Origin of the sequence: Microbacterium sp. NPDC057407 (genome assembly GCF_042803895.1) — a bacterium.
Classification (GTDB): Bacteria; Actinomycetota; Actinomycetes; order Actinomycetales; family Microbacteriaceae; genus Microbacterium.
The window spans coordinates 731,793-749,111 of the sequence record NZ_JBHVCA010000001.1 but is presented as its reverse complement, the minus strand read 5'-3'; the positions used below and the strand labels follow the sequence as shown (position 1 = coordinate 749,111).

General features: G+C 70.6%; 17 protein-coding genes and 1 tRNA gene. 8 read left to right on the top strand and 10 right to left on the bottom strand.

All coding sequences use genetic code 11. The features are described 5' to 3' along the window. The first annotated feature begins 41 nt into the window (after window positions 1–41). On the top strand, window positions 42–404 hold the full coding sequence (locus ACFUTX_RS03615; RefSeq protein ID WP_378860816.1) for an Lsr2 family protein: 363 nt from the start codon (window positions 42–44) through the stop codon (window positions 402–404). 49 nt (window positions 405–453) lie between these two features. Here ACFUTX_RS03615 and pntB read toward each other — a convergent pair whose 3' ends face one another. Together pntB and ACFUTX_RS03605 are read right to left on the bottom strand one after the other, a co-directional pair. After that, window positions 454–1,875 carry a Re/Si-specific NAD(P)(+) transhydrogenase subunit beta gene (pntB, locus tag ACFUTX_RS03610; protein WP_378860815.1) on the bottom strand — a complete coding sequence of 474 codons (1,422 nt, stop codon included), beginning with the start codon at window positions 1,873–1,875 and terminating at the stop codon, window positions 454–456. Further along, window positions 1,872–3,425 carry a Re/Si-specific NAD(P)(+) transhydrogenase subunit alpha gene (locus ACFUTX_RS03605; RefSeq protein WP_378860814.1) on the bottom strand — a complete coding sequence of 518 codons (1,554 nt, stop codon included), beginning with the start codon at window positions 3,423–3,425 and terminating at the stop codon, window positions 1,872–1,874. The genes pntB and ACFUTX_RS03605 overlap by 4 nt, the downstream gene beginning before the upstream one ends. Before the next feature lie 136 nt (window positions 3,426–3,561). Between ACFUTX_RS03605 and ACFUTX_RS03600 the strand changes: the two genes are divergently transcribed. Then, window positions 3,562–3,843, top strand: coding sequence for a Fe-S cluster assembly protein HesB (locus ACFUTX_RS03600; protein WP_378860813.1), 282 nt, complete (start codon window positions 3,562–3,564; stop codon window positions 3,841–3,843). 89 nt (window positions 3,844–3,932) lie between these two features. Here the strand turns inward: ACFUTX_RS03600 and ACFUTX_RS03595 are convergent, their stop codons facing one another. Next, on the bottom strand, window positions 3,933–4,745 hold the full coding sequence (locus ACFUTX_RS03595; RefSeq protein ID WP_378860812.1) for an endo alpha-1,4 polygalactosaminidase: 813 nt from the start codon (window positions 4,743–4,745) through the stop codon (window positions 3,933–3,935). A 62-nt stretch (window positions 4,746–4,807) separates the two neighbouring features. On the opposite strand from ACFUTX_RS03595, the gene ACFUTX_RS03590 reads away from it, so the two are divergent. Both ACFUTX_RS03590 and ACFUTX_RS03585 read left to right on the top strand, forming a co-directional pair. Next, window positions 4,808–4,879, top strand: a tRNA-Arg gene (locus ACFUTX_RS03590). Between the two features lie 100 nt (window positions 4,880–4,979). Then, window positions 4,980–5,429 (top strand): pyridoxamine 5'-phosphate oxidase family protein, encoded by a 450-nt coding sequence (locus ACFUTX_RS03585; protein ID WP_378860811.1) that lies wholly within the window; start codon window positions 4,980–4,982, stop codon window positions 5,427–5,429. Window positions 5,430–5,463: 34 nt separating this feature from the next. On the opposite strand, the gene ACFUTX_RS03580 is transcribed toward ACFUTX_RS03585, so the two are convergent. Further along, entirely contained in the window at window positions 5,464–5,922 is a 459-nt protein-coding gene (locus tag ACFUTX_RS03580; protein ID WP_378860810.1) for a cyclase, read from the bottom strand. 101 nt (window positions 5,923–6,023) lie between these two features. Here ACFUTX_RS03580 and ACFUTX_RS03575 point away from each other — a divergent pair, with 101 nt between their 5' ends. Beyond that, the gene (locus tag ACFUTX_RS03575; protein WP_378860809.1) at window positions 6,024–6,593 is read left to right on the top strand and encodes a thermonuclease family protein; all 570 of its coding nucleotides are present in this window, start codon (window positions 6,024–6,026) and stop codon (window positions 6,591–6,593) included. Between the two features lie 188 nt (window positions 6,594–6,781). Here the strand turns inward: ACFUTX_RS03575 and ACFUTX_RS03570 are convergent, their stop codons facing one another. After that, window positions 6,782–9,970: a hypothetical protein gene (locus ACFUTX_RS03570; RefSeq protein WP_378860808.1), complete on the bottom strand. Its 3,189-nt coding sequence runs from the start codon at window positions 9,968–9,970 to the stop codon at window positions 6,782–6,784. Window positions 9,971–10,148: 178 nt separating this feature from the next. Next, on the bottom strand, window positions 10,149–10,643 hold the full coding sequence (locus ACFUTX_RS03565) for a metallophosphoesterase family protein (protein WP_378860807.1): 495 nt from the start codon (window positions 10,641–10,643) through the stop codon (window positions 10,149–10,151). A 77-nt stretch (window positions 10,644–10,720) separates the two neighbouring features. Here ACFUTX_RS03565 and ACFUTX_RS03560 point away from each other — a divergent pair, with 77 nt between their 5' ends. From ACFUTX_RS03560 to corA, 3 genes are all read left to right on the top strand, one after another. After that, a complete protein-coding gene (locus tag ACFUTX_RS03560; protein WP_378860806.1) occupies window positions 10,721–11,206 on the top strand; it encodes an MFS transporter in 486 nt (161 codons plus the stop codon). A 153-nt stretch (window positions 11,207–11,359) separates the two neighbouring features. Beyond that, entirely contained in the window at window positions 11,360–11,908 is a 549-nt protein-coding gene (locus ACFUTX_RS03555) for an MFS transporter (protein WP_378860805.1), read from the top strand. 326 nt (window positions 11,909–12,234) lie between these two features. Continuing rightward, window positions 12,235–13,233: a magnesium/cobalt transporter CorA gene (gene corA, locus ACFUTX_RS03550; RefSeq protein ID WP_378860804.1), complete on the top strand. Its 999-nt coding sequence runs from the start codon at window positions 12,235–12,237 to the stop codon at window positions 13,231–13,233. Between the two features lie 16 nt (window positions 13,234–13,249). On the opposite strand, the gene efeB is transcribed toward corA, so the two are convergent. From efeB to ACFUTX_RS03530, 4 genes are all read right to left on the bottom strand, one after another. Further along, window positions 13,250–14,542 carry an iron uptake transporter deferrochelatase/peroxidase subunit gene (gene efeB / locus ACFUTX_RS03545; protein ID WP_378860803.1) on the bottom strand — a complete coding sequence of 431 codons (1,293 nt, stop codon included), beginning with the start codon at window positions 14,540–14,542 and terminating at the stop codon, window positions 13,250–13,252. A gap of 1 nt (window position 14,543) precedes the next feature. Further along, the gene (gene efeO, locus ACFUTX_RS03540; RefSeq protein ID WP_378860802.1) at window positions 14,544–15,773 is read right to left on the bottom strand and encodes an iron uptake system protein EfeO; all 1,230 of its coding nucleotides are present in this window, start codon (window positions 15,771–15,773) and stop codon (window positions 14,544–14,546) included. Continuing rightward, complete coding sequence (gene efeU, locus ACFUTX_RS03535; protein ID WP_378860801.1) at window positions 15,770–16,720, bottom strand: iron uptake transporter permease EfeU; 951 nt, start codon at window positions 16,718–16,720, stop codon at window positions 15,770–15,772. Before efeU ends, efeO begins: the two co-directional genes overlap by 4 nt. Window positions 16,721–16,809: 89 nt before the next feature. Next, complete coding sequence (locus tag ACFUTX_RS03530) at window positions 16,810–17,202, bottom strand: glucose-6-phosphate dehydrogenase (RefSeq protein WP_378860800.1); 393 nt, start codon at window positions 17,200–17,202, stop codon at window positions 16,810–16,812. Window positions 17,203–17,319 lie beyond the last annotated feature (117 nt).

Here is a 17,319-nt window from a genome sequence, read left to right as displayed (position 1 = left end):
GATGTGCCCGCTCTGCGACAATTCGGCGTAGTGTGCATCCCATGGCTCGCAGAATTGTGCATCAACTCGTCGACGACCTCGACGGAACCGTCCTCGAAATAGGCGAAGGCGAGACCGTCCTGTTCTCGCTCGACGGCGTCGCCTATGAGATCGACCTCACCGCCGACAATGCCGTTGCGCTGCGCGACGCGCTCGCTCCCTATATCGGCGCCGCCCGCAGCGTCTCGTCGCGGAGCGCGGCAACGTCCGGAGGCGGGGCATCGTCGAGCGGTCGCAAACGGCGGCGTTCCGGCCAACAGGATTACACCGCCATTCGCGAATGGGCGAAAGCGAATGGGCATCAGGTGTCGGAGCGGGGCCGGGTTCCGGCATCCGTTCTCGAAGCGTATGAAGCCGCGCATTGATCGCATTCGTCCACAGGCCGACGGGTTGATCCCCGTCGGCCTTTTCGTGTCAGCCGGCGACCCGTGAGAGGTGCATGAGAATGTCGTCGATCCGCTCTTTGGCGTCGCCGAACAGCATCTGGGTGTTTTCGCGCCAGAAGAGCGGATTCGGCACACCGGCATATCCCGATGCCATCGAGCGCTTGAACACGATCACGTTCTGAGCCTCCCAGACGCGCAGCACGGGCATTCCGGCGATCGGGCTTCCCGGGTCCTCGGCGGCTGCCGGATTGACGGTGTCATTCGCCCCGATCACGAGAACGACATCGGTCGCGGCGAGGTCGTCGTTGATCTCGTCCATCTCGAGGACGATGTCGTACGGCACTTTCGCCTCTGCCAGGAGCACGTTCATGTGACCGGGGAGGCGACCGGCGACCGGATGGATGCCGAACCGCACCTGCACCCCGCGCTCCCGCAGCTTCTGCACGAGGTCGGCCACGCCATGCTGCGCTTGCGCGACCGCCATCCCGTATCCCGGGGTGATCACCACGGAGGACGCGCCCTCCAGCATGTCGGCGGCGCTCTCGGCGTCGATCTCGCGGTGCTCGCCCTGCGCCGCATCCGTCCCGCTCGGCGCCTCGATCCCGAAGCCGCCGGCGATCACCGACAGGAACGACCGGTTCATCGCGCGGCACATGATGTAGCTGAGGTACGCACCCGACGACCCGACGAGCGCTCCCGTCACGATGAGCAGATCGTTGTTCAGCAGGAACCCGGCCGCGGCAGCCGCCCACCCCGAGTAGCTGTTGAGCATCGATACGACCACCGGCATGTCTCCCCCGCCGATCGACGCGACGAGGTGCCAGCCGAGCGCGAACGCCAGCGTCGTCACGAGCACCAGCAGCCACAGCTCCGGCGTCAGGACGTACCAGACGGTGAGCACGACGAAGAGGGCGAGGGCACCCAGGTTCAGGGCGTTCTTGCCGGGGAGGACGAGCGGACGAGACGAGATCCGCGCCGACAGCTTGAGGAAGGCCACGATCGAGCCGGTGAAGGTGACGCCCCCGATGAACACCCCGATGAAGACCTCCGCGTGATGGATGTCGGCGAGCGCCCCGTCCAGGCCGGGGTCGGAGAGCGCGCCGTTCCAGCCGACGAGCACCGCGGCGAGCCCGACGAACGAGTGCAGCAGGGCGATGAGCTCGGGCATGCCGGTCATCTCGACGACGCGCGCGCGCCAGAGCCCGACAGCGCCGCCGACGAGCAGCGCGACGACGAGGAGCGTCAGGCCGAGACCGCCGCTCGCGGTGCCGGCGGCGGCGTCGGCGACGAGCCACACCGTGGCGGCGAGCGCGATCGACATGCCGACGATGCCGTAGGTGACTCCGCGGCGGCTGGTCTCGTGCCTGCTGAGTCCGGCGAGGCTGAGCACGAACAGCAGGGCTGCGACGATGTACGCGGCGGTCGCCACCGCTCCCGCTGCCCCGGTCATCGGGCGTCGCCCTTCTGGAACATGGCGAGCATGCGACGGGTCACGGCGAAGCCGCCGAAGATGTTGATGCTCGCGAGCAGGACGGCGACCGCGGCGAGGATCTGCACCGTCGGATCGGGCGCGGTGATCTGCACCATCGCGCCGACGACGATGATCCCCGAGATGGCGTTGGTGACGCTCATGAGGGGCGTGTGGAGGGCGTGCGCCACGTTGCCGATGACGTAGAAGCCGACGACGACGGCCAGCGTCAGCACCAGGAAGTGCTGCGGAAGGGGCGGCGGGGCGAACGCGCACACCGCGAAGAGGACGGCGATGCCCGCCACGACGAGAGCGGTGCGAGGTACGCGTGACGACGGCTTCGCGACGGCGTTCGCCGACGCGGGAGAGAGCTCACCGGTCGATCTCGGCGGGGATGCCGAGACGGCCACGGGCGGCGGCGGCCAGGTGACCTCCCCGGCCCGCACCACGGTGACGGTGCGCTGCACGACATCGTCGAAGTCGAGGGCGAGTTCTCCGTCCTTGGCCGGCGTGAGGAGCTTGAGCAGGTTGACGAGGTTCGTGCCGAACAACTGCGACGCCTGCTGCGGGAGGCGGCCGGGAAGGTCGGTGTAGCCCAGGATGACGACGCCGTTGTCGGTGACGACCCGCTCCCCCGCCACCGACCCCTCGACGTTGCCGCCCTGCGCGGCAGCCATGTCGACGATGACGCTGCCGGGCCTCATGCGGGCGACGTCGGCGGCGGTGATGAGGCGTGGCGCGGGCCGCCCCGGGATGAGGGCGGTCGTGATGACGATGTCGACGTCGGCCGCCTGCTCGGAGTAGATCTCGGCGGCACGCCGGTCATGGGCGTCGCTGGTCCCGGTGGCGTACCCGTCGGCCGACACCTGCTTCTGCTCGTCGGGCACGACCACCTCGAGGTATTCGCCCCCGATCGACGCGACCTGGTCGGCCACTTCGGGCCGCGGGTCGGTTGCCCGGACGATCGCCCCCATGCTGGACGCCGCGCCGATGGCCGCGAGACCCGCGACGCCGGCGCCGGCCACGAGGACCTTCGCCGGCGGCACCTTGCCCGCCGCGGTCACCTGCCCGGTGAAGAACCGGCCGAACTCGTGCGCCGCTTCGACCACCGCGCGGTAGCCTGAGATGTTCGCCATCGAGCTGAGCACGTCCATCGACTGAGCGCGAGAGATGCGGGGAACGGCGTCGAGCGCGATCGCGGTGATGCCGCGCGTGGCGAGGGCCTCGACGAGGTCCGGGCGAAGCGCGGGACTCAGCGTCGCGATGATCGTGGCTCCGTCGGCCAGCCGGGCGATCTCGGCCGGCGTCGGCGCGTCCACCTTGAGGACGATGGGCGCGGCCCACGCGGCTGCGGTGTCGACGACGGATGCTCCGGCCGCGCGGTACGCGGCATCCGGAAACGACGATCGATCCCCCGCTCCGGCCTCGATGACGACCTCGTAACCGAGGGCGAGCAGCTTCGGGACGGTGGTGGGAGTCGCCGCCACCCGGTTCTCACCGGGCGCCTCGGCGACGATGCCGATGCGTGTCATGGCTTCACCCTGGCAGACCCCGCCGGCAACCCGGGCCAGGAACGTGGGAAAACCGTGGGAATGGCGCCGAGAGGTTGAGATCGAGCCGCGTTCTCGGAATCGTGGCTGACTCGCAGTCCCGACGGAAGGAGACATCATGCTCACGATGACCCCGACGGCCGCCGAAGCCGTCAAGCAGATCGTCGCACGGGTTCCCCAGGCCGAGGACGGAGGCGTGCGCATCCGCGACACGGGCACCGACACCGGCTTCGAGCTGAGTGTGACGGCCGACCCCGAGCCGCAGGACACCATCGTCGTCACCGACGGGGCCCGTGTGTTCCTCGACGAGACGGCCGCGCACGTGCTCGACGATCGGGTGCTCGACGCCGAATTGGCGGACGACGGCTCGATGCGCTTCGCGCTGGGCACGCAGGCCTGACGCTCCAGGTGTGCAGCCGCCCCGGTGCTTCGGCACCGGGGCCGCTGTCGGGTCCGGCGAGGTCAGGGACGAAGAGAGCGGCGGCCGGCTCAGTCGGCGGCGCAGAGCTCGAAGACGTAGGCGGCATCGTCGGGCGCGACGAGATCACGGTCGCGCAGGACGGAGGCGCGAGGCATCCGTCCCCCCTCACAGGCCGCGGCGAAAGCGACCGGGTCGCCGTACTCGACGTTGACGACGTGTTCGCCGTAGACGTCGAGGTAGGCGGCGCATTCGTCGTAGGCGGCGCATTCCTCGGAGATCGCGAAGTCGAAGCGGCCCTCGTCGCGGAGCACGCGGGCGTCCTCGGCGGCGTTCTTCTGAGCCGCCGCGAGTCCAGCCTCATGGGCGGCGCCGACGAGGACCCTCCCGAGGGCGAGGTTGTCGCCGAACGTCAGCGCCCCGCCGCTGCGGGTGTAGGTGTCGAGGTTGTCGAACTCGACGGCGTCGAACCCCGCCTCGGCGCAGTCGCGGATCCACGGCACGACGATGTCGGCGATCGCCTGCCGCTTGGTCTCGGTAGAGGTGTCGAGCAGCGCCTCGCCGGGCCAGTCGGGGTCGAAGAGCGGACCATCGGCGCTGCGCAGGATCAGTTCGCCCGGCCAGTCGGCGAGCTCGCCCGGCTGCGTCTGGAACGCGTTGAGGTAGCAGATGGAGTACACGCCGTCGGCGGGGTCGGCGGTGCGATCCCGAGCGACCACCGTCACTCCGTCGGGCGGCTCGTAGGCGGCGCCGAGCTGATAGTCGGGTACCGCGTTCTCGGGCGGCAGTCGCACGGCTGCGCCGCCTGCGGGCGCGCACGCGGTGAGCGCGACGACGGTCGCCGTGAGGGCGAAGACGGATGCCGCACCCCGCCGTGTTCTCACGGTGCGACGCTATCCCACCTTCGCTCGGATGCCCGGCGATGGCGGCTAGACTCAGGGGGCCAGCCTCTGTAGCTCAATGGAAGAGCAGTTCCGTCCTAAGGAAACGGTTGGGGGTTCGAGTCCCTCCAGGGGCGCTGTCTTGACTGGGCCGTCTCGCCCGGAGCATCGGCGGTCGCGTTCGCCCGCGGGACTTTCGACCCGGACAAGTCGGCCGGCCGGTGGTGTCGTCGACTCATGGACACCGCCGACGACGTCGTCGTGAAACTCGACGAAGAAGAATGCTGGGACCTGCTGGAGCACGCCGAGCTCGGCCGAATGGCGATCAACGTCGCGGGCGACCAGGAGATCTTCCCCGTCAACTTTGTGGTCGACGGTGGACGCCTGTACTTCCGCACCGCGCCGGGATCCAAGCTCGCCGGTCTGACCGCGAACCCGCGCGTCGCGTTCGAGATCGACGAATACGACGACGCATCCGCCGCGAGCGTCGTGGTGAAGGGCACCGCCAGCCGCGTCGAGCTGCAGAGCGAGATCGACGCGCTCGACGCGCTGCCGCTGCGGCCCTGGATTCCCACCTTGAAGTACCGGTGGGTGAAGATCACGCCCGACGCGCTCACCGGCCGGCGTTTCAACCGCGCGCCGGAGCCGGACCGCTACGTCGCTTCCGCGAACGACCAATGGACCTAGGAGACCCGACGATGTCGACCCTTTCGCCGACCGGTCAGCCGCGGGACGTGCCCGCGAGGGCGGCAACGAGATGGCGGTTCCGCTTCGCGATGAGATGACGCAGGTACGGCACCAGCACCAGCCGTTCGGCGAGCACTCCGAAGATCGGCGACGCGACGGTGATGACGTCGGCCATGCGCGTGCCGGCGGCGGTCACATCGAACCGATGCTCGTGCTCGAACACCTTGAACGGCCCGCTGACCTGACGGTCGACGAAACGCTCAGGCTCGTCCAGCTCGGTGATCTGCGAGGTCATCGTGAACCAGATCCCGAAATGACGGGCCCGCCAGGTGACCGTCTCGCCCAGGGCGATCCGACCCGCCGTGACGCCGCCGACCGCGCGCTCGCCCGACTGGGACATCGAGGCGACGTGGGCGTCGATGTCGAGCGAGATGCCGAAGATCTCTGCCCGGGCCGCCGGCACAACGGTCACCACGGTGAATCGACTCGTCACACCCTCATTCTGCCCGGGCGACACGCGCGATCGAGGTGCGCGGCGACGTCCGAAGCCCCTGGCATCGTGGAGAGGCTGTCGTTCGAGCGGAGGTGGTGGCGATGGCGAAGCGACGCCGACGCGCGACGGGGTTGCCGCTCGTCCTGGTCGTGGTGGCCGTCGCGCTCGGCTATGCGATTGCGAACGGTTACCTCCCCTTCCCGTGGCCACCGACGAGCGACTCCGCGGTCGAGGCCCCCGCAGTGCCCGACGAGAGCGAAGCCGTCGGGAGCGAGGAGCAGGCGACTCTCGTGTCGGTGATCGACGGCGACACCGTCGAGACGTCGGCGGGGACCGTTCGCATCATCGGGATCGACACCCCTGAGCGCGGAGAGTGCGGACACGATGAGGCCGCGGCATCCGTCTCCCGTGTCGTCGCCCCGGGCGACACGGTCCTCCTCGAGCTTCCACCGGGGCAGAACGATCAGGACCGGTACGGGCGCCTCCTTCGCTTCGTGACGACCCCGGCCGGCGTCGACGTCGGGTCTCTGCAACTGGAGGCGGGGCTCGCCGTGGCCAGGTACGACTCGCGCGACGGCTACCCCGCCCACCCGAAGGAGGAGGCGTACCACTCAGCGCAGCGCGCCGCCCTCGCCGCCGACGGCTCGGTGATCGCGGTCGACTGCGGATAGCGCGCCCGGCGACTTCACAGCGTGCGCGCGGGGACGAGCTTGGGGCGCGTCACCGGCGCGACCCGCGGGTGGACCCGGGATGTCGCGCACGAACCGCGCCCCGAACCCCTGGCCGGACAGGGCGAACCGGGTATGCACGAGGGCCGACGAGCCCGGGATGCCCCCGAGGGCGGGCGAGCCCGGATGCCTCAGGCCTGGCGCCCGGCGGCCTCCCGGCGCGACGTCGGCTTCTCCTGCCGAGCGATCTTCGGCCGCTCCGACCGCAGCATCGCCACGAGTTCATCGCGCGCCGCGCGGTACTGGGCCGTCGACAGGTAGTTGTCGTGCCGCGCGATCCGCCACAGGTAGGACTGCGGCGAGCGCTCCGTCGCGCCCCGGTCGATGAGGTTCTCGTTGCGGCAGGTGCCGTCGTGATCGCGCACCACGTTGCTGGCGTAGCCGTGCACGGGGAAGCCGAGGAAGTCGGTGCGCCGCCACAGGCTCCGCCACCGCGGCTGCACGGCGTGATCGGTGCCGAGATGCGCCCCGCCAAGCAGCCGGACGACCGTCACGGGGTCCTCATCGGGGCCGAATCCCTCGTACGGGTGCTTCGCCTCCTCGATCACCTGCTTCTCCCACGGATCCGCGCGCACGAGCGCAGGACCGCGGGTTCCCCGCGTACCCAGCACCCGGTGCCCGAACACCTCCGGGAAGAAGCGGCTGAAGTAGGCGCGCAGCTGCACGCCGTGCGTCAGCAGCGCCACCCGATCGACATACCGATCGACCCGGGCCGGGTCGAGCCCGGCCTTCATCGCCGCCTTGACGCGGTCGTCGTCCTCCTGCCCGAGCATGAAGATCACCGCCACCGCGATCGTCGCACCCATCGAGTGCGCCGACAGGATCACCTGCGGGTCCCTCCCCGCCCTCCGGGAGTCGTCGATGTGATGCCGCACCCGCTTGGCGACCTCCGGAACGGCGCGCTCCGCGTAGCACGGCGCCGTGAACGGGTGCCCGGCCCGGGGGAAGAAGCACACAATGTCCCAGACCAGACCGAGGGGCCGTTCGTCGGAGGTCACGGCGTTGGCCACCACCCATCCGACAGCGGCCAGGGCGAGGAGTCCCAGCGCCCATCCCGACAGCGCGTTGATGCGCTCCCACACCGCGAACTCCGCGAGCATCGAGCCGAGAGTCGGGATGCCGAGCACGAGCAGCGCGGCGGCGGTCAACACCGACAGCAGGAACAGGATCGGCTCGCCACGCTGGGCCAGACCCGCCACGCGACGGGCGCTCGCCACCTCGCGGAGGCGTCCGCCCGGACGGTGCTCGAAGGTGGGGTAGTCGTCGACCGAGACGGCTTCGGTGCGCCACTTCTCGCACGGCTCGGTCGCGTCGACGCTGCGCGGCGATCCCGGGACGAAGATCCGCCCGACACCGCCGTAGTAGCCGTCGCGGTCCTTCTGCAGCGCCAGGTCTTCGCCGCGCAGGTCGTCGGGAAACATCAGCCCGGGCACGCTGAAGGCGGGGAACTTGCGCAGACCTCCGATCATGGCGAGCACGGCGGCGATGATCACGACCGTCAGGATCACCACGAGCATCGTCGCGAACCGGGAGTAGAACACCGGCAGCTCGATCACCGGCGTGTCCTCGGCCTCGGTGTTGGTGATCGCGTCGCGCACCGTCCGCAGGAACGCCCGGGTGGCCGTGCTGTCGGACGGTGTCGACAGCCACGAGTACACCCCGAGAACGAGAAGGCTCGTGATCACGAGCGACGCGAACCATGCCGACAGCAGCGCCACGGCGGCTCCGTTGCCCCGCCAGCCGGCGTATCTGGCGCGGGTCCGGTTCTCCCGCACGAGCAGGGGCGCATACGACGCGATGACGGCGGCGATCACGAGCCCGGCGGCGATGTAGGTCATGAGGTTGGTGGCGTCGGGGTCGTCGGCGCGCAGGGTGGCCACGACGGCGAACCCCAGCGCACCGAGGATCAAGACCCCGCACACGACCTGGATGCCGCGCCCGTAGCCCCACGAGAGGCTCGCGAGCGCGATCAGCGCGCCGACCGCGGCGATGACCGTGGGCGCGACGACCATGCCGCTGAGACCGTCGGCCGCGGCGCCGTTCGGCGGCGGCACGGGCGCGGCGCTGTCGACGAAGAACGCCCACGACAGCCAGACGGCGAAGGCGACGATGGAGGCGACCATGAGCCACGTCGCGAGCCCCCGGCGCACGCGGACGGCCGTCATCCTGCCGCTGAGCGCACCGCCCCACGCGAGCGCCACGGTGCACAGCACCAGCCCCCCGCCGACGAGAGCCATGACCGCCGGGAACGGCGCCTCGCGCCACGCGCTGCTGCCCTGCAGCCACACCTCGGTGAGGCCGAGACCGGTCGCATCGAGCACGGCATCCACGGACAGGGTCATCACGACGAACGCGAAGACCGCGGCCAGGTGGGTCCGCTCGGCCGCCTCGGCGGTCCGCGGGCGCTGCCAGAAGCCGACCGACCCGAGCAGCGCGGGCCGCGGCGGCGCGGACGAGTCGTCGACGTCGGATGCTTCACCCGGGCCATCCACCGCCGACCCGCCGAGCAGTGAGCCAGCGTCGGCGCCGCCGTCCGAGCCCGCGCCGGAGGCCGCGCCGGGCGATCCGGAGACCTCGGCGCCCGAGGCCGCCGGGGCCGAGGCATCCGTCGGCGCCACCGGCGAGCCGACCAGCTCCTCGTCGAAGGACGTCAAGGGGTGAAAGCCCGCCCGCGCCCGGCGGCTGACCACATAGAGGAACAGGATCACGGCGATCGGGACGACGGCGAGCAGCGCCGCCCGGGCGTTCGGGGTCAGGTCGACGAGGAAGTTCAGGAATCCCGGAAGCGCCGCGCATACCTCGACAGGTCCGTCGTCCTCCGGCGCGGGGAAGCACTGGATGCCGATCAGGTGCACGGACACCGCCAGCAGACCCACCGTGTAGAACAGCGTCTGCAACAGCGCGAACACGCGGATCAGCCCGGCGCCGTCGCCGCTGTGCCACAGCTCGGGGGTCTCGACCTCCCCTTTGATGTCGCGCCGGGCCCAATAGGCCAGATTGCACAGGCCGAACGGCAGCACGAGAAGCCAGCCGATGTGCACGATCACCCGCCCTACCAGGGCCAGCCCGGTGCCGCCCGTGCGCGCCTGATTCCCCCACCAGTACGCTTCGGCGGTCGGCATGGGCTCGTGGGGATCGCCGGATGCCTCGGCCGACGCGGCCGTCACCGAGAAGCCCGTCGGCCGCTTGATCCGCCAGAACGACCCCTGCATGTCGCCGTCGGCACGCTCGATCTCTTCGTCGGTCGCCAGGAGCGCGGCTGCGGGCGGGGAGTTGGCGATGCCGTGGATCCGCAGTTCGAGGAGATCGATCGTGTTCATCGGCTTCCTCCCGCCGAGAAGGGAAGGGCGCTGCCCCAGCGCAGCACCGGTTACTGCTATGAGCGCCGTCAGGTCGCGGAAATACCGCCGAGCGCCCCGGATCGTCCAGCCGAGGCTCAGTATCCTCCTGGTTCGCGCCGGCGGGAAGCGGGTGCGCGACGCCCGGCGCGCGACAGCGTCAGAGCTCGATCAGCCTCACGTCGCTCAGGCCGCCGTCGTCGGCGAGCGCGGTCATCATGGTGTGCGCCGGCTGCCGGCGCCGGTCGGTGGGCGACCCCGGATTGAGAAGTCGCATCCCGCGGGGCGACACGCTCTCCCACGGGATGTGGCTGTGGCCGAACACGAGCACATCGGTGTCGGGGAACGCGGCATCCATCCTCACCTCGCGGCGCGCTCTCTGCCCGGTCTCGTGCACGACGGACAGGCGCACACCGTCGATCACCCGGTGCGCGACCTCGGGGAGCCGGGAGCGCAGGTCGGCGCCGTCATTGTTGCCGTAGACGCCGAGGACGTCGCCGTGCTGCTCGAGTTCGTCGAGAACGGATGCCGCGACCCAGTCTCCCGCGTGGATCACGAGGTCCGCGGCATCCGCTTCGCGAAGCACCGCGTCGGGCAGGCGCCGCGCGCGCCCCGGGATGTGCGTGTCGGAGATGAGGAGCAGCCGGGTCGCCATGGGTCGATTCTTGCGCTCCCGTCCGGTGTCAGGGGCCGACACTACGATCGAGCGAGACGACCGCAGCGGAGGCGCGTGTGACCCTGACGAACGAGACCGCGGTTCCGCGCGCTCGGATCGCACCCCTCTACGCCGCGGGGTTCGTCACCGCTTTCGGGGCCTTCAGCGTCGCCGCCGGCCTCGGCGCCTCCGGCGAGGAGGTGGGACTCAGCCTGCTGCGCATCGGGCTCCTGCTCGCCCTGTACGACATCGCCGAGGTGGTGCTGAAGCCCGTGTTCGGGTCTCTGTCCGATCGCATCGGCCCGAAGCCGGTCATCGTGGGCGGGCTCGTCGCGTTCGCCGCGCTCTCGCTCGTCGGCCTCGGCGCCGAGAATGCGGTGCTGCTCGCGATCGCCCGCCTCGGCCAGGGGGCGGCGGCCGCCGCCTTCTCCCCCGCGTCCTCGGCCGGTGTGGCACGGCTCGCCGGGGCCGCACGCACCGGACGCTACTTCGGCCGCTACGGCTCGTGGAAGAGCCTCGGCTACACCCTGGGGCCGCTTCTGGCCGCGCTGCTCATCGGCTGAGGCGGCCTCCCCCTGCTGTTCGCCGTCCTCTCGGGCGCCGCCGCGGTCACCGCGGTCTGGGTCGCGATCGCCCTGCCGCCCATCCCTCCCCTGCCGCGACCGCGCTACACGGTCGTCGACCTCGTACGACAGACCACCGACCGCCGGTTCCTCGTGCCGACGCTCGCCCTGGCGACCTCCACCGCCGTGCTCGGGGCATCCGTCGGCTTCCTCCCGGCCCTGGCCGCACAGGACGGGTCGGGCCTGCTCAGCGCGGTCGGCATCGCGTCGGTGCTCGCGCTGACCTCCACCGTCGTGCAGCCGTGGGTCGGCAACCACCGTGACAGCTCCCGACTCGGCGACCGCCTCGGCACGGCGATCGGACTCGTCGTGACGGCTGCGGGCGTGCTGGCAGCCGCCGCGCCCTGGGGTGCCATCGGCCTGTACGGCGCGGCGGTGCTGATCGGGGCCGGCATCGGCATCGTCACGCCGTTCGGTTTCGCAGCCCTCGCCGACTCCACCCCACCCGAACGCCTCGGGCGAACGATGGGATCCGCCGAACTGGGCCGTGAGCTCGGCGACAGCGCCGGACCCCTTTTGGTGGGGGCGGTCGCGACAGCGGTGAGCCTGCCGGTCGGTCTCGCCGCCCTCGCCGGAGTCACGGGCATCGCGGCGCTGGCCGTCGGCGCGACGCCGGCATCGCGCAGCGCGCCGCGGTCATGACGTCCGCACTCGCGTCCGCGCACGTCGGGGGCTCAGGGCGGGGACCAGACGAGATACGTCCGATCCCCGCCCCGGCACTCAGCGCACCAGGTCCCGGGCGCTGGGGACGCCCGGAACCCGGCTACCGTCAGCGGCGGGCTCGCACCCGGAGATGACGAAACGCCACTCGGTAATAGCGGAGTAGTTGGGGAACAGATCTCCGCCGGCAAGCGCTGGGGACGCCTGCAATGCAGACGTTATCGCCTTACACGCCGAAAAGGGCGCGTTGACATTGAATGGTTTCGGCGTGTGCAACCGATATATCTCTGAACGTAAAGAATGGGACCATGCCGATCATCGACAACGGCGTTTACGTCGCGGGGGCCCGCATCGAGAACCCCACCAGCCTGTCCGACACCTTCGAGTACATGCGCGCGCGGGGCGGTATGGCGTGGATCGGCATGTTTCGTCCCACCCCAGAAGAAATTCAGCAGGTCGCGGCAGAATTCTCACTCCACCCGCTGGCCGTCGAGGATGCCCTGAACGGCCACCAGCGGTCGAAGCTGGAACGCTACGGCGACATCCTCTTCATCGTCCTGCGACCCGCCCGCTACATCGACGAATCCGAGACGGTCGAATTCGGAGAATTGCATGTCTTCGTCGGACCGGATTTCGTCGTCACCATTCGACACGCCGAGTCGCCCGACCTGGCGCGTGTCCGCCGACGACTCGAAGAACAGCCCGAGCTGCTCGCCCGCGGTCCCGAAGCGGTCCTCTACGCGATCCTCGACGAGGTGGTCGACGAATACCTTCCGGTGCTGGCGGGGGTCGAGAACGACATCGACGAGATCGAGGACGCCCTCTTCACCGGCGACGATCCCGGCCTCTCCCGGCGCATCTACGAGCTGTCCCGCGAAGTGCTCGCCCTGCAGCGGGCCACCCAGCCCCTGGCCGACATGCTGACCGGATTGCTTCGCGGCGCCGACAAGTACGGTGTCGACATCGAGTTGCAGCGGGCGCTCCGTGACGTGCAGGACCACGCCCTCAAGACGATCGAGCGGATCACCGGCTTCCGCGTCACGCTCGAGAACGCGCTGACCGTCAACGCGACGCTGGTGACGCAGCGCCAGACCGACACGGCGCTCGCTCAGAACGAGCAGGTCAAGAAGATCTCGGCCTGGGCGGCCATCCTCTTCGGTCCGACCCTGGTGGGCACGATCTACGGCATGAACTTCGAGTACATGCCTGAACTCGAGTGGCCGTGGGGCTACCCGATGGCGGTGGGACTCATGGCCGCGACCAGCGCCGCCCTGTACCTCACGTTCAAGCGGCGCCACTGGCTGTGACCCGGTTGCGTGCCACTCAGCCGAAGAGGCCCGCCCCCACGAACGAGCCGGGGGCGATTCCCGGCGGCACCGCCCACAGCCCGGAGCCGACGTGGCGGAGGTACTCGTTCATGACATCGGACGACAACGACCGCTGCAGCCGCACGAACTGCTGCGGGTCGCGTTGGAACGACAGGAAGAACAGACCCGCATCCAGCCGCCCCAGGTCGTTGTTCCCGTCGACGAAGTTGTAGCCCCGGCGCAGGATCCGGGTGCCGCCGTTCTGGTCGGGGTGCGCCAACCGCACGTGACTCGTCTCGGGGATCGCCTTCGTCCCGGCGGTGTCGACGGCGGCGAAGTCCGGCGCGGCGAACTCGTCGCCGCCCGACAACGGCGCGCCCTCTGCTTTGGTGCGACCGACGATCGTCTGCTGCTCGCTCAACGGCACGCGATCCCACGTCTCGATCATCATGGCGATCTTGCGCGCCACCAGGTACGAGCCGCCCGCCATCCACGCCGGGTCATCGGATGCCGCGACCCACACGTGCTCGTCGAGCCCGGCACGATCACCGGCGAGGATGTTCGCGGTCCCGTCCTTGAACCCGAACAGATTCCGCGGCGTCGCCTGCGTCGTCGTGGTACGGGAGGTGCGGCCGAACCCCAGCTGCGACCACCGCAGCCGGGCGCGGCCGAAGGCGATCCGGCTCAGGTTGCGGACGGCGTGGACGGCGACCTGGGGGTCGTCGGCGCACGCCTGGATGCACAGGTCGCCGTTGGACGCGGCCGGATCGAGATCGTCCCCCAGGAAGGCCGGGAGCCGCTCGAGCACCGCCGGACGCCCGGCGGCGATCCCGAAGCGATCCTCGCCGTCCAGCTCGAACAGGGTCGGGCCGAAGCCGAACGTGAGGGTCAGGCCACTCGCCGGCAGACCGAGTGCCTCGCCGGTGTCGTCCGGCGGTGCCTGCACGGGCCCGCCCACCGCTCCGCTCGCGCTCACGTCGAGACCCTGTGTGAGACGCGCCGCCGCGTACGTCCAGTCCTGGAGGAGCGACACGAGGTCGTCACGATTCGTCCGGGGCATCATGTCGAAGGCGGCGAAGTGCAGGTGATCCTGCACCGGGGTGACCACACCGGCCTGATGGGCGCCGTAGAACTCGTACGCCGAGGCCGAGGCATCCGCTTCTCTCGCGCGACCGACCGCAACGCCCGCGGTCGCTCCCCCGCCCGCCCCGAGGGCCAGCCCGGCCGCACCCGCGCCCAGCGCCAGGCCGAACAGGCCGCGGCGCGACACGCCGGGAGCCGGCCGCTCCGATTCGGGCTGCTCGCTCATCTCACTCCAGAACGGTGACCGTGAGCTGCGAGATCGGCTCGGCGAGCGCGTTCAGCAGGTCGGTCAGTTCGCGTTTGTCGGCATCGGTCAGTTCGGTGAAGGTGCGGAAGCCGTCGGCCAGCGAGCCATGCTGCGCGAGAGCCGCCTCGAGGTCGGCGTAGCCCGCGTCGATCTCCTCGACGAGGGCGGCGCCGTCGTCGCCCTTCGACGCGGCGAAGTCCTCCACGAGCGAGAACGCCATCTTGGAGCCCTCGACGTTGGCGGCGAAGTCCCACAGGTCGGTGCCCGACCACCAGTCCTCTTCGCCGGTGATCTTGCCGGTGGCCACCTCGTCGAGGAGCGCCCGGGCCCCGTTGGACAGACCGGCGACGCCCTGCGCGTCCAGCGCGGTCTGGAACTCGGCCGAGTGCACGTAGTCGTACAGCTCCTGCACGTCGGCGATGAGCTGATCGCCGTAGCCGCGGCGCTCGTCCGGGGTGGAGGGTGCCCAATCCTGCCACGCGGGCGTCTCGCCGTCGGCGTTGAGCGCGTCCTTCGCGGGCACCCAGAGGTCCTTCTCGATGCGGTGGAACCCGGTCCAGTCGAGGCCTTCGGCCACGGCATCCACCTCGCGGTAGTCGATGCGGGGGTCGAGGTCGCCCAGCGCCTCGGCGACCGGCTCGATCCGCTCGTACGAGGCGCGCACCTCGGGGAACTGCTCCCGCGCTGCGGCGTCGTCGCCGGTCTGGTACGCGGTCACGAAGGTCTCGACGGCGGGGAGGAGCTGCCCCACCTGGTCCTTCACGAAGGCGGCGTAGAGATCGACGGCCCGCTGCTTCTGCTCGGCATCCGCTCCGCCTACCGCCACCTCGTCGCCGGTCACGGTGAAGCTCGCGCGGCCGACGCCGTCGCCCACCATGCCGGGTTTGCAGAGCGTGAAGTAGTCGCCCGGCTGGGCGACGAGGGTCAGCGTCCGCGACGCGCCCGGCGCGATGTTCTCGACCTCGCCGACGATCCGCAGACCGTCCTCGGCGAGCAGATAGAACTCGGTGACCTCGTCGCCGCGGTTCGTGACGTCGAAGGCGACGGTGCCGCTCGAAGCGGTCGCCTGCGACACAGCGCATCCGTCGGCGGTCGAGGAGACGGTGAGCGCGCCGGTGGCGGACGCGTCGGTCTTCGCGACGCATCCCGACAGGAGCAGCGCCGCCGTGCCGAGGGCGGCGACGCGGACGAGGTGGCGAGGGTTTGTCATGAGTCTCCCTGCGGTGCGGTGACGGGAACGGATGCCTCGACCGGCGAGGCGGGAAGGGCTGCGGACCGCGGCCGAGGCTGCCGGCGCTGACCCCGGGCCCATATGGCGCCGACGACCCCGACGTACAGTGCCCACGCGATCACCTGCAGCCACGACATCCGCGGCATGAATCCGACGGTGGCCTGCAGCACGGCCGCCAGCGGGGAGCCGGGCGGGATCGCGGCGCTCACGTCGAACGCCCAGCCGAACGGGAAGGCGGCCCAGCCGACGGCGACGGCCCCGGTGACAGGATCGAGCGGCGCCGCCGCGGTGAAGGGGCCGGCGATGACGCCCGCCTCCTGCAGGTCGTGGATGCCGTACGCGAGCACGCCGGCGGCGACGACGATGAGGAAAGCCCCGGTCCACGTGAAGAAGCGGCGCAGGTCGAGGCGCAGCATCCCTCGCGCCAGCAGCCACCCGAGGACGACGGCGGCAGCCAGCCCGAGCAGGGCGCCGAGCAGAGCGACGGGGGCGTCGCCGAACGACTGCACCATCGACCAGAGCAGGAGCGTCGTCTCGACGCCCTCACGGGCGACCGACACGAAACCGACGACGACGGCGGCCCACAGGCTCGCGGCGGCCAGCGCCCGGTCGACGCCCTCCTCGAGTGTGCGCCTGAGGGAGCGCGCGGTGCGCTGCATCCAGAAGATCATCCACGTGACCATCGCGACGGTGACGAGCGACAGCGTGCCGCCGAGGATCTCCTGACCCTCGAAGGTCAGCGTGTACGCGCCGAAGGTGAGGATCGCTCCGATGGCCAGCGCCAGGGTCACGGCCAGCCCGACGCCCACCCACAGTCGCGGGAGCACGTCGCGGCGGTCGAGGCGGGTGAGATAGGCGACGAGGATGCCGACGACGAGGGCGGCTTCGAGACCTTCGCGCAGGCCGATGAGGAACGTTGCGAGCACTGGGATTCCGTGGAGATGAGGGCGCCCTGATTAGGGTAGCCTCACCTACCTTAGACCCGAGGATGGCGTGGCGCGAATCCGCCGATGCGTCAGGCGACGGTGGTGCCGCAGATCCCGCACTCGCCCGACGAGGGGACCTCGACGAAGCAGTTCGGGCAGATCGCCTTCGGCCGCTCGATGGTGGCGGCGGCGGGGCGGCTCGGCGAGCGCCGCGGTGCGGTCCGCGGGGCGGAGCGGCGGTCGACGACGGGCTGCGGCCGCGGCGGGGCGGGTCGGTGCTCGGCGCAGTAGAACCGGACGTAGCCGCCGTGATGCTTGGGGTGGCGGTGCTTGACCGCCCAGAGCTCGGTCCGCGGGCGGGGGTCGGAATCGGCGCCGCACACGAAGCATCGCGAGTCTTCCCCGGGCGAGATGTCGGCGACGACCACCGGGGTGTCGAAGGGGAGGTCGTCTCGCCAGTCCGAGCTCGCGACGACCCTCATGTGCATCCCTCCCGCTTCCGGCCGACGCGCGGTGACGCGGCGAACAACGACCGGAGCAGCCAATAGAGCGTAACCCGCGCTCCTGTCGTCGGGGTGCACGGAAGGTGACCAAGACCT

Bases quoted from the DNA above. Each gene is read 5' to 3' on its own strand.
- ACFUTX_RS03600 (WP_378860813.1), top strand. From the start codon at position 3,562: ATGCTCACGATGACCCCGACGGCCGCCGAAGCCGTCAAGCAGATCGTC.
- ACFUTX_RS03570 (WP_378860808.1), bottom strand. From the start codon at position 9,970: ATGAACACGATCGATCTCCTCGAACTGCGGATCCACGGCATCGCCAAC.
- ACFUTX_RS03530 (WP_378860800.1), bottom strand. From the start codon at position 17,202: ATGAGGGTCGTCGCGAGCTCGGACTGGCGAGACGACCTCCCCTTCGAC.
- corA (WP_378860804.1), top strand. From the start codon at position 12,235: ATGCCGATCATCGACAACGGCGTTTACGTCGCGGGGGCCCGCATCGAG.
- ACFUTX_RS03575 (WP_378860809.1), top strand. From the start codon at position 6,024: ATGGCGAAGCGACGCCGACGCGCGACGGGGTTGCCGCTCGTCCTGGTC.
- efeB (WP_378860803.1), bottom strand. From the start codon at position 14,542: ATGAGCGAGCAGCCCGAATCGGAGCGGCCGGCTCCCGGCGTGTCGCGC.
- pntB (WP_378860815.1), bottom strand. From the start codon at position 1,875: ATGACCGGGGCAGCGGGAGCGGTGGCGACCGCCGCGTACATCGTCGCA.
- efeO (WP_378860802.1), bottom strand. From the start codon at position 15,773: ATGACAAACCCTCGCCACCTCGTCCGCGTCGCCGCCCTCGGCACGGCG.
- ACFUTX_RS03585 (WP_378860811.1), top strand. From the start codon at position 4,980: ATGGACACCGCCGACGACGTCGTCGTGAAACTCGACGAAGAAGAATGC.
- ACFUTX_RS03605 (WP_378860814.1), bottom strand. From the start codon at position 3,425: ATGACACGCATCGGCATCGTCGCCGAGGCGCCCGGTGAGAACCGGGTG.
- ACFUTX_RS03565 (WP_378860807.1), bottom strand. From the start codon at position 10,643: ATGGCGACCCGGCTGCTCCTCATCTCCGACACGCACATCCCGGGGCGC.
- ACFUTX_RS03615 (WP_378860816.1), top strand. From the start codon at position 42: ATGGCTCGCAGAATTGTGCATCAACTCGTCGACGACCTCGACGGAACC.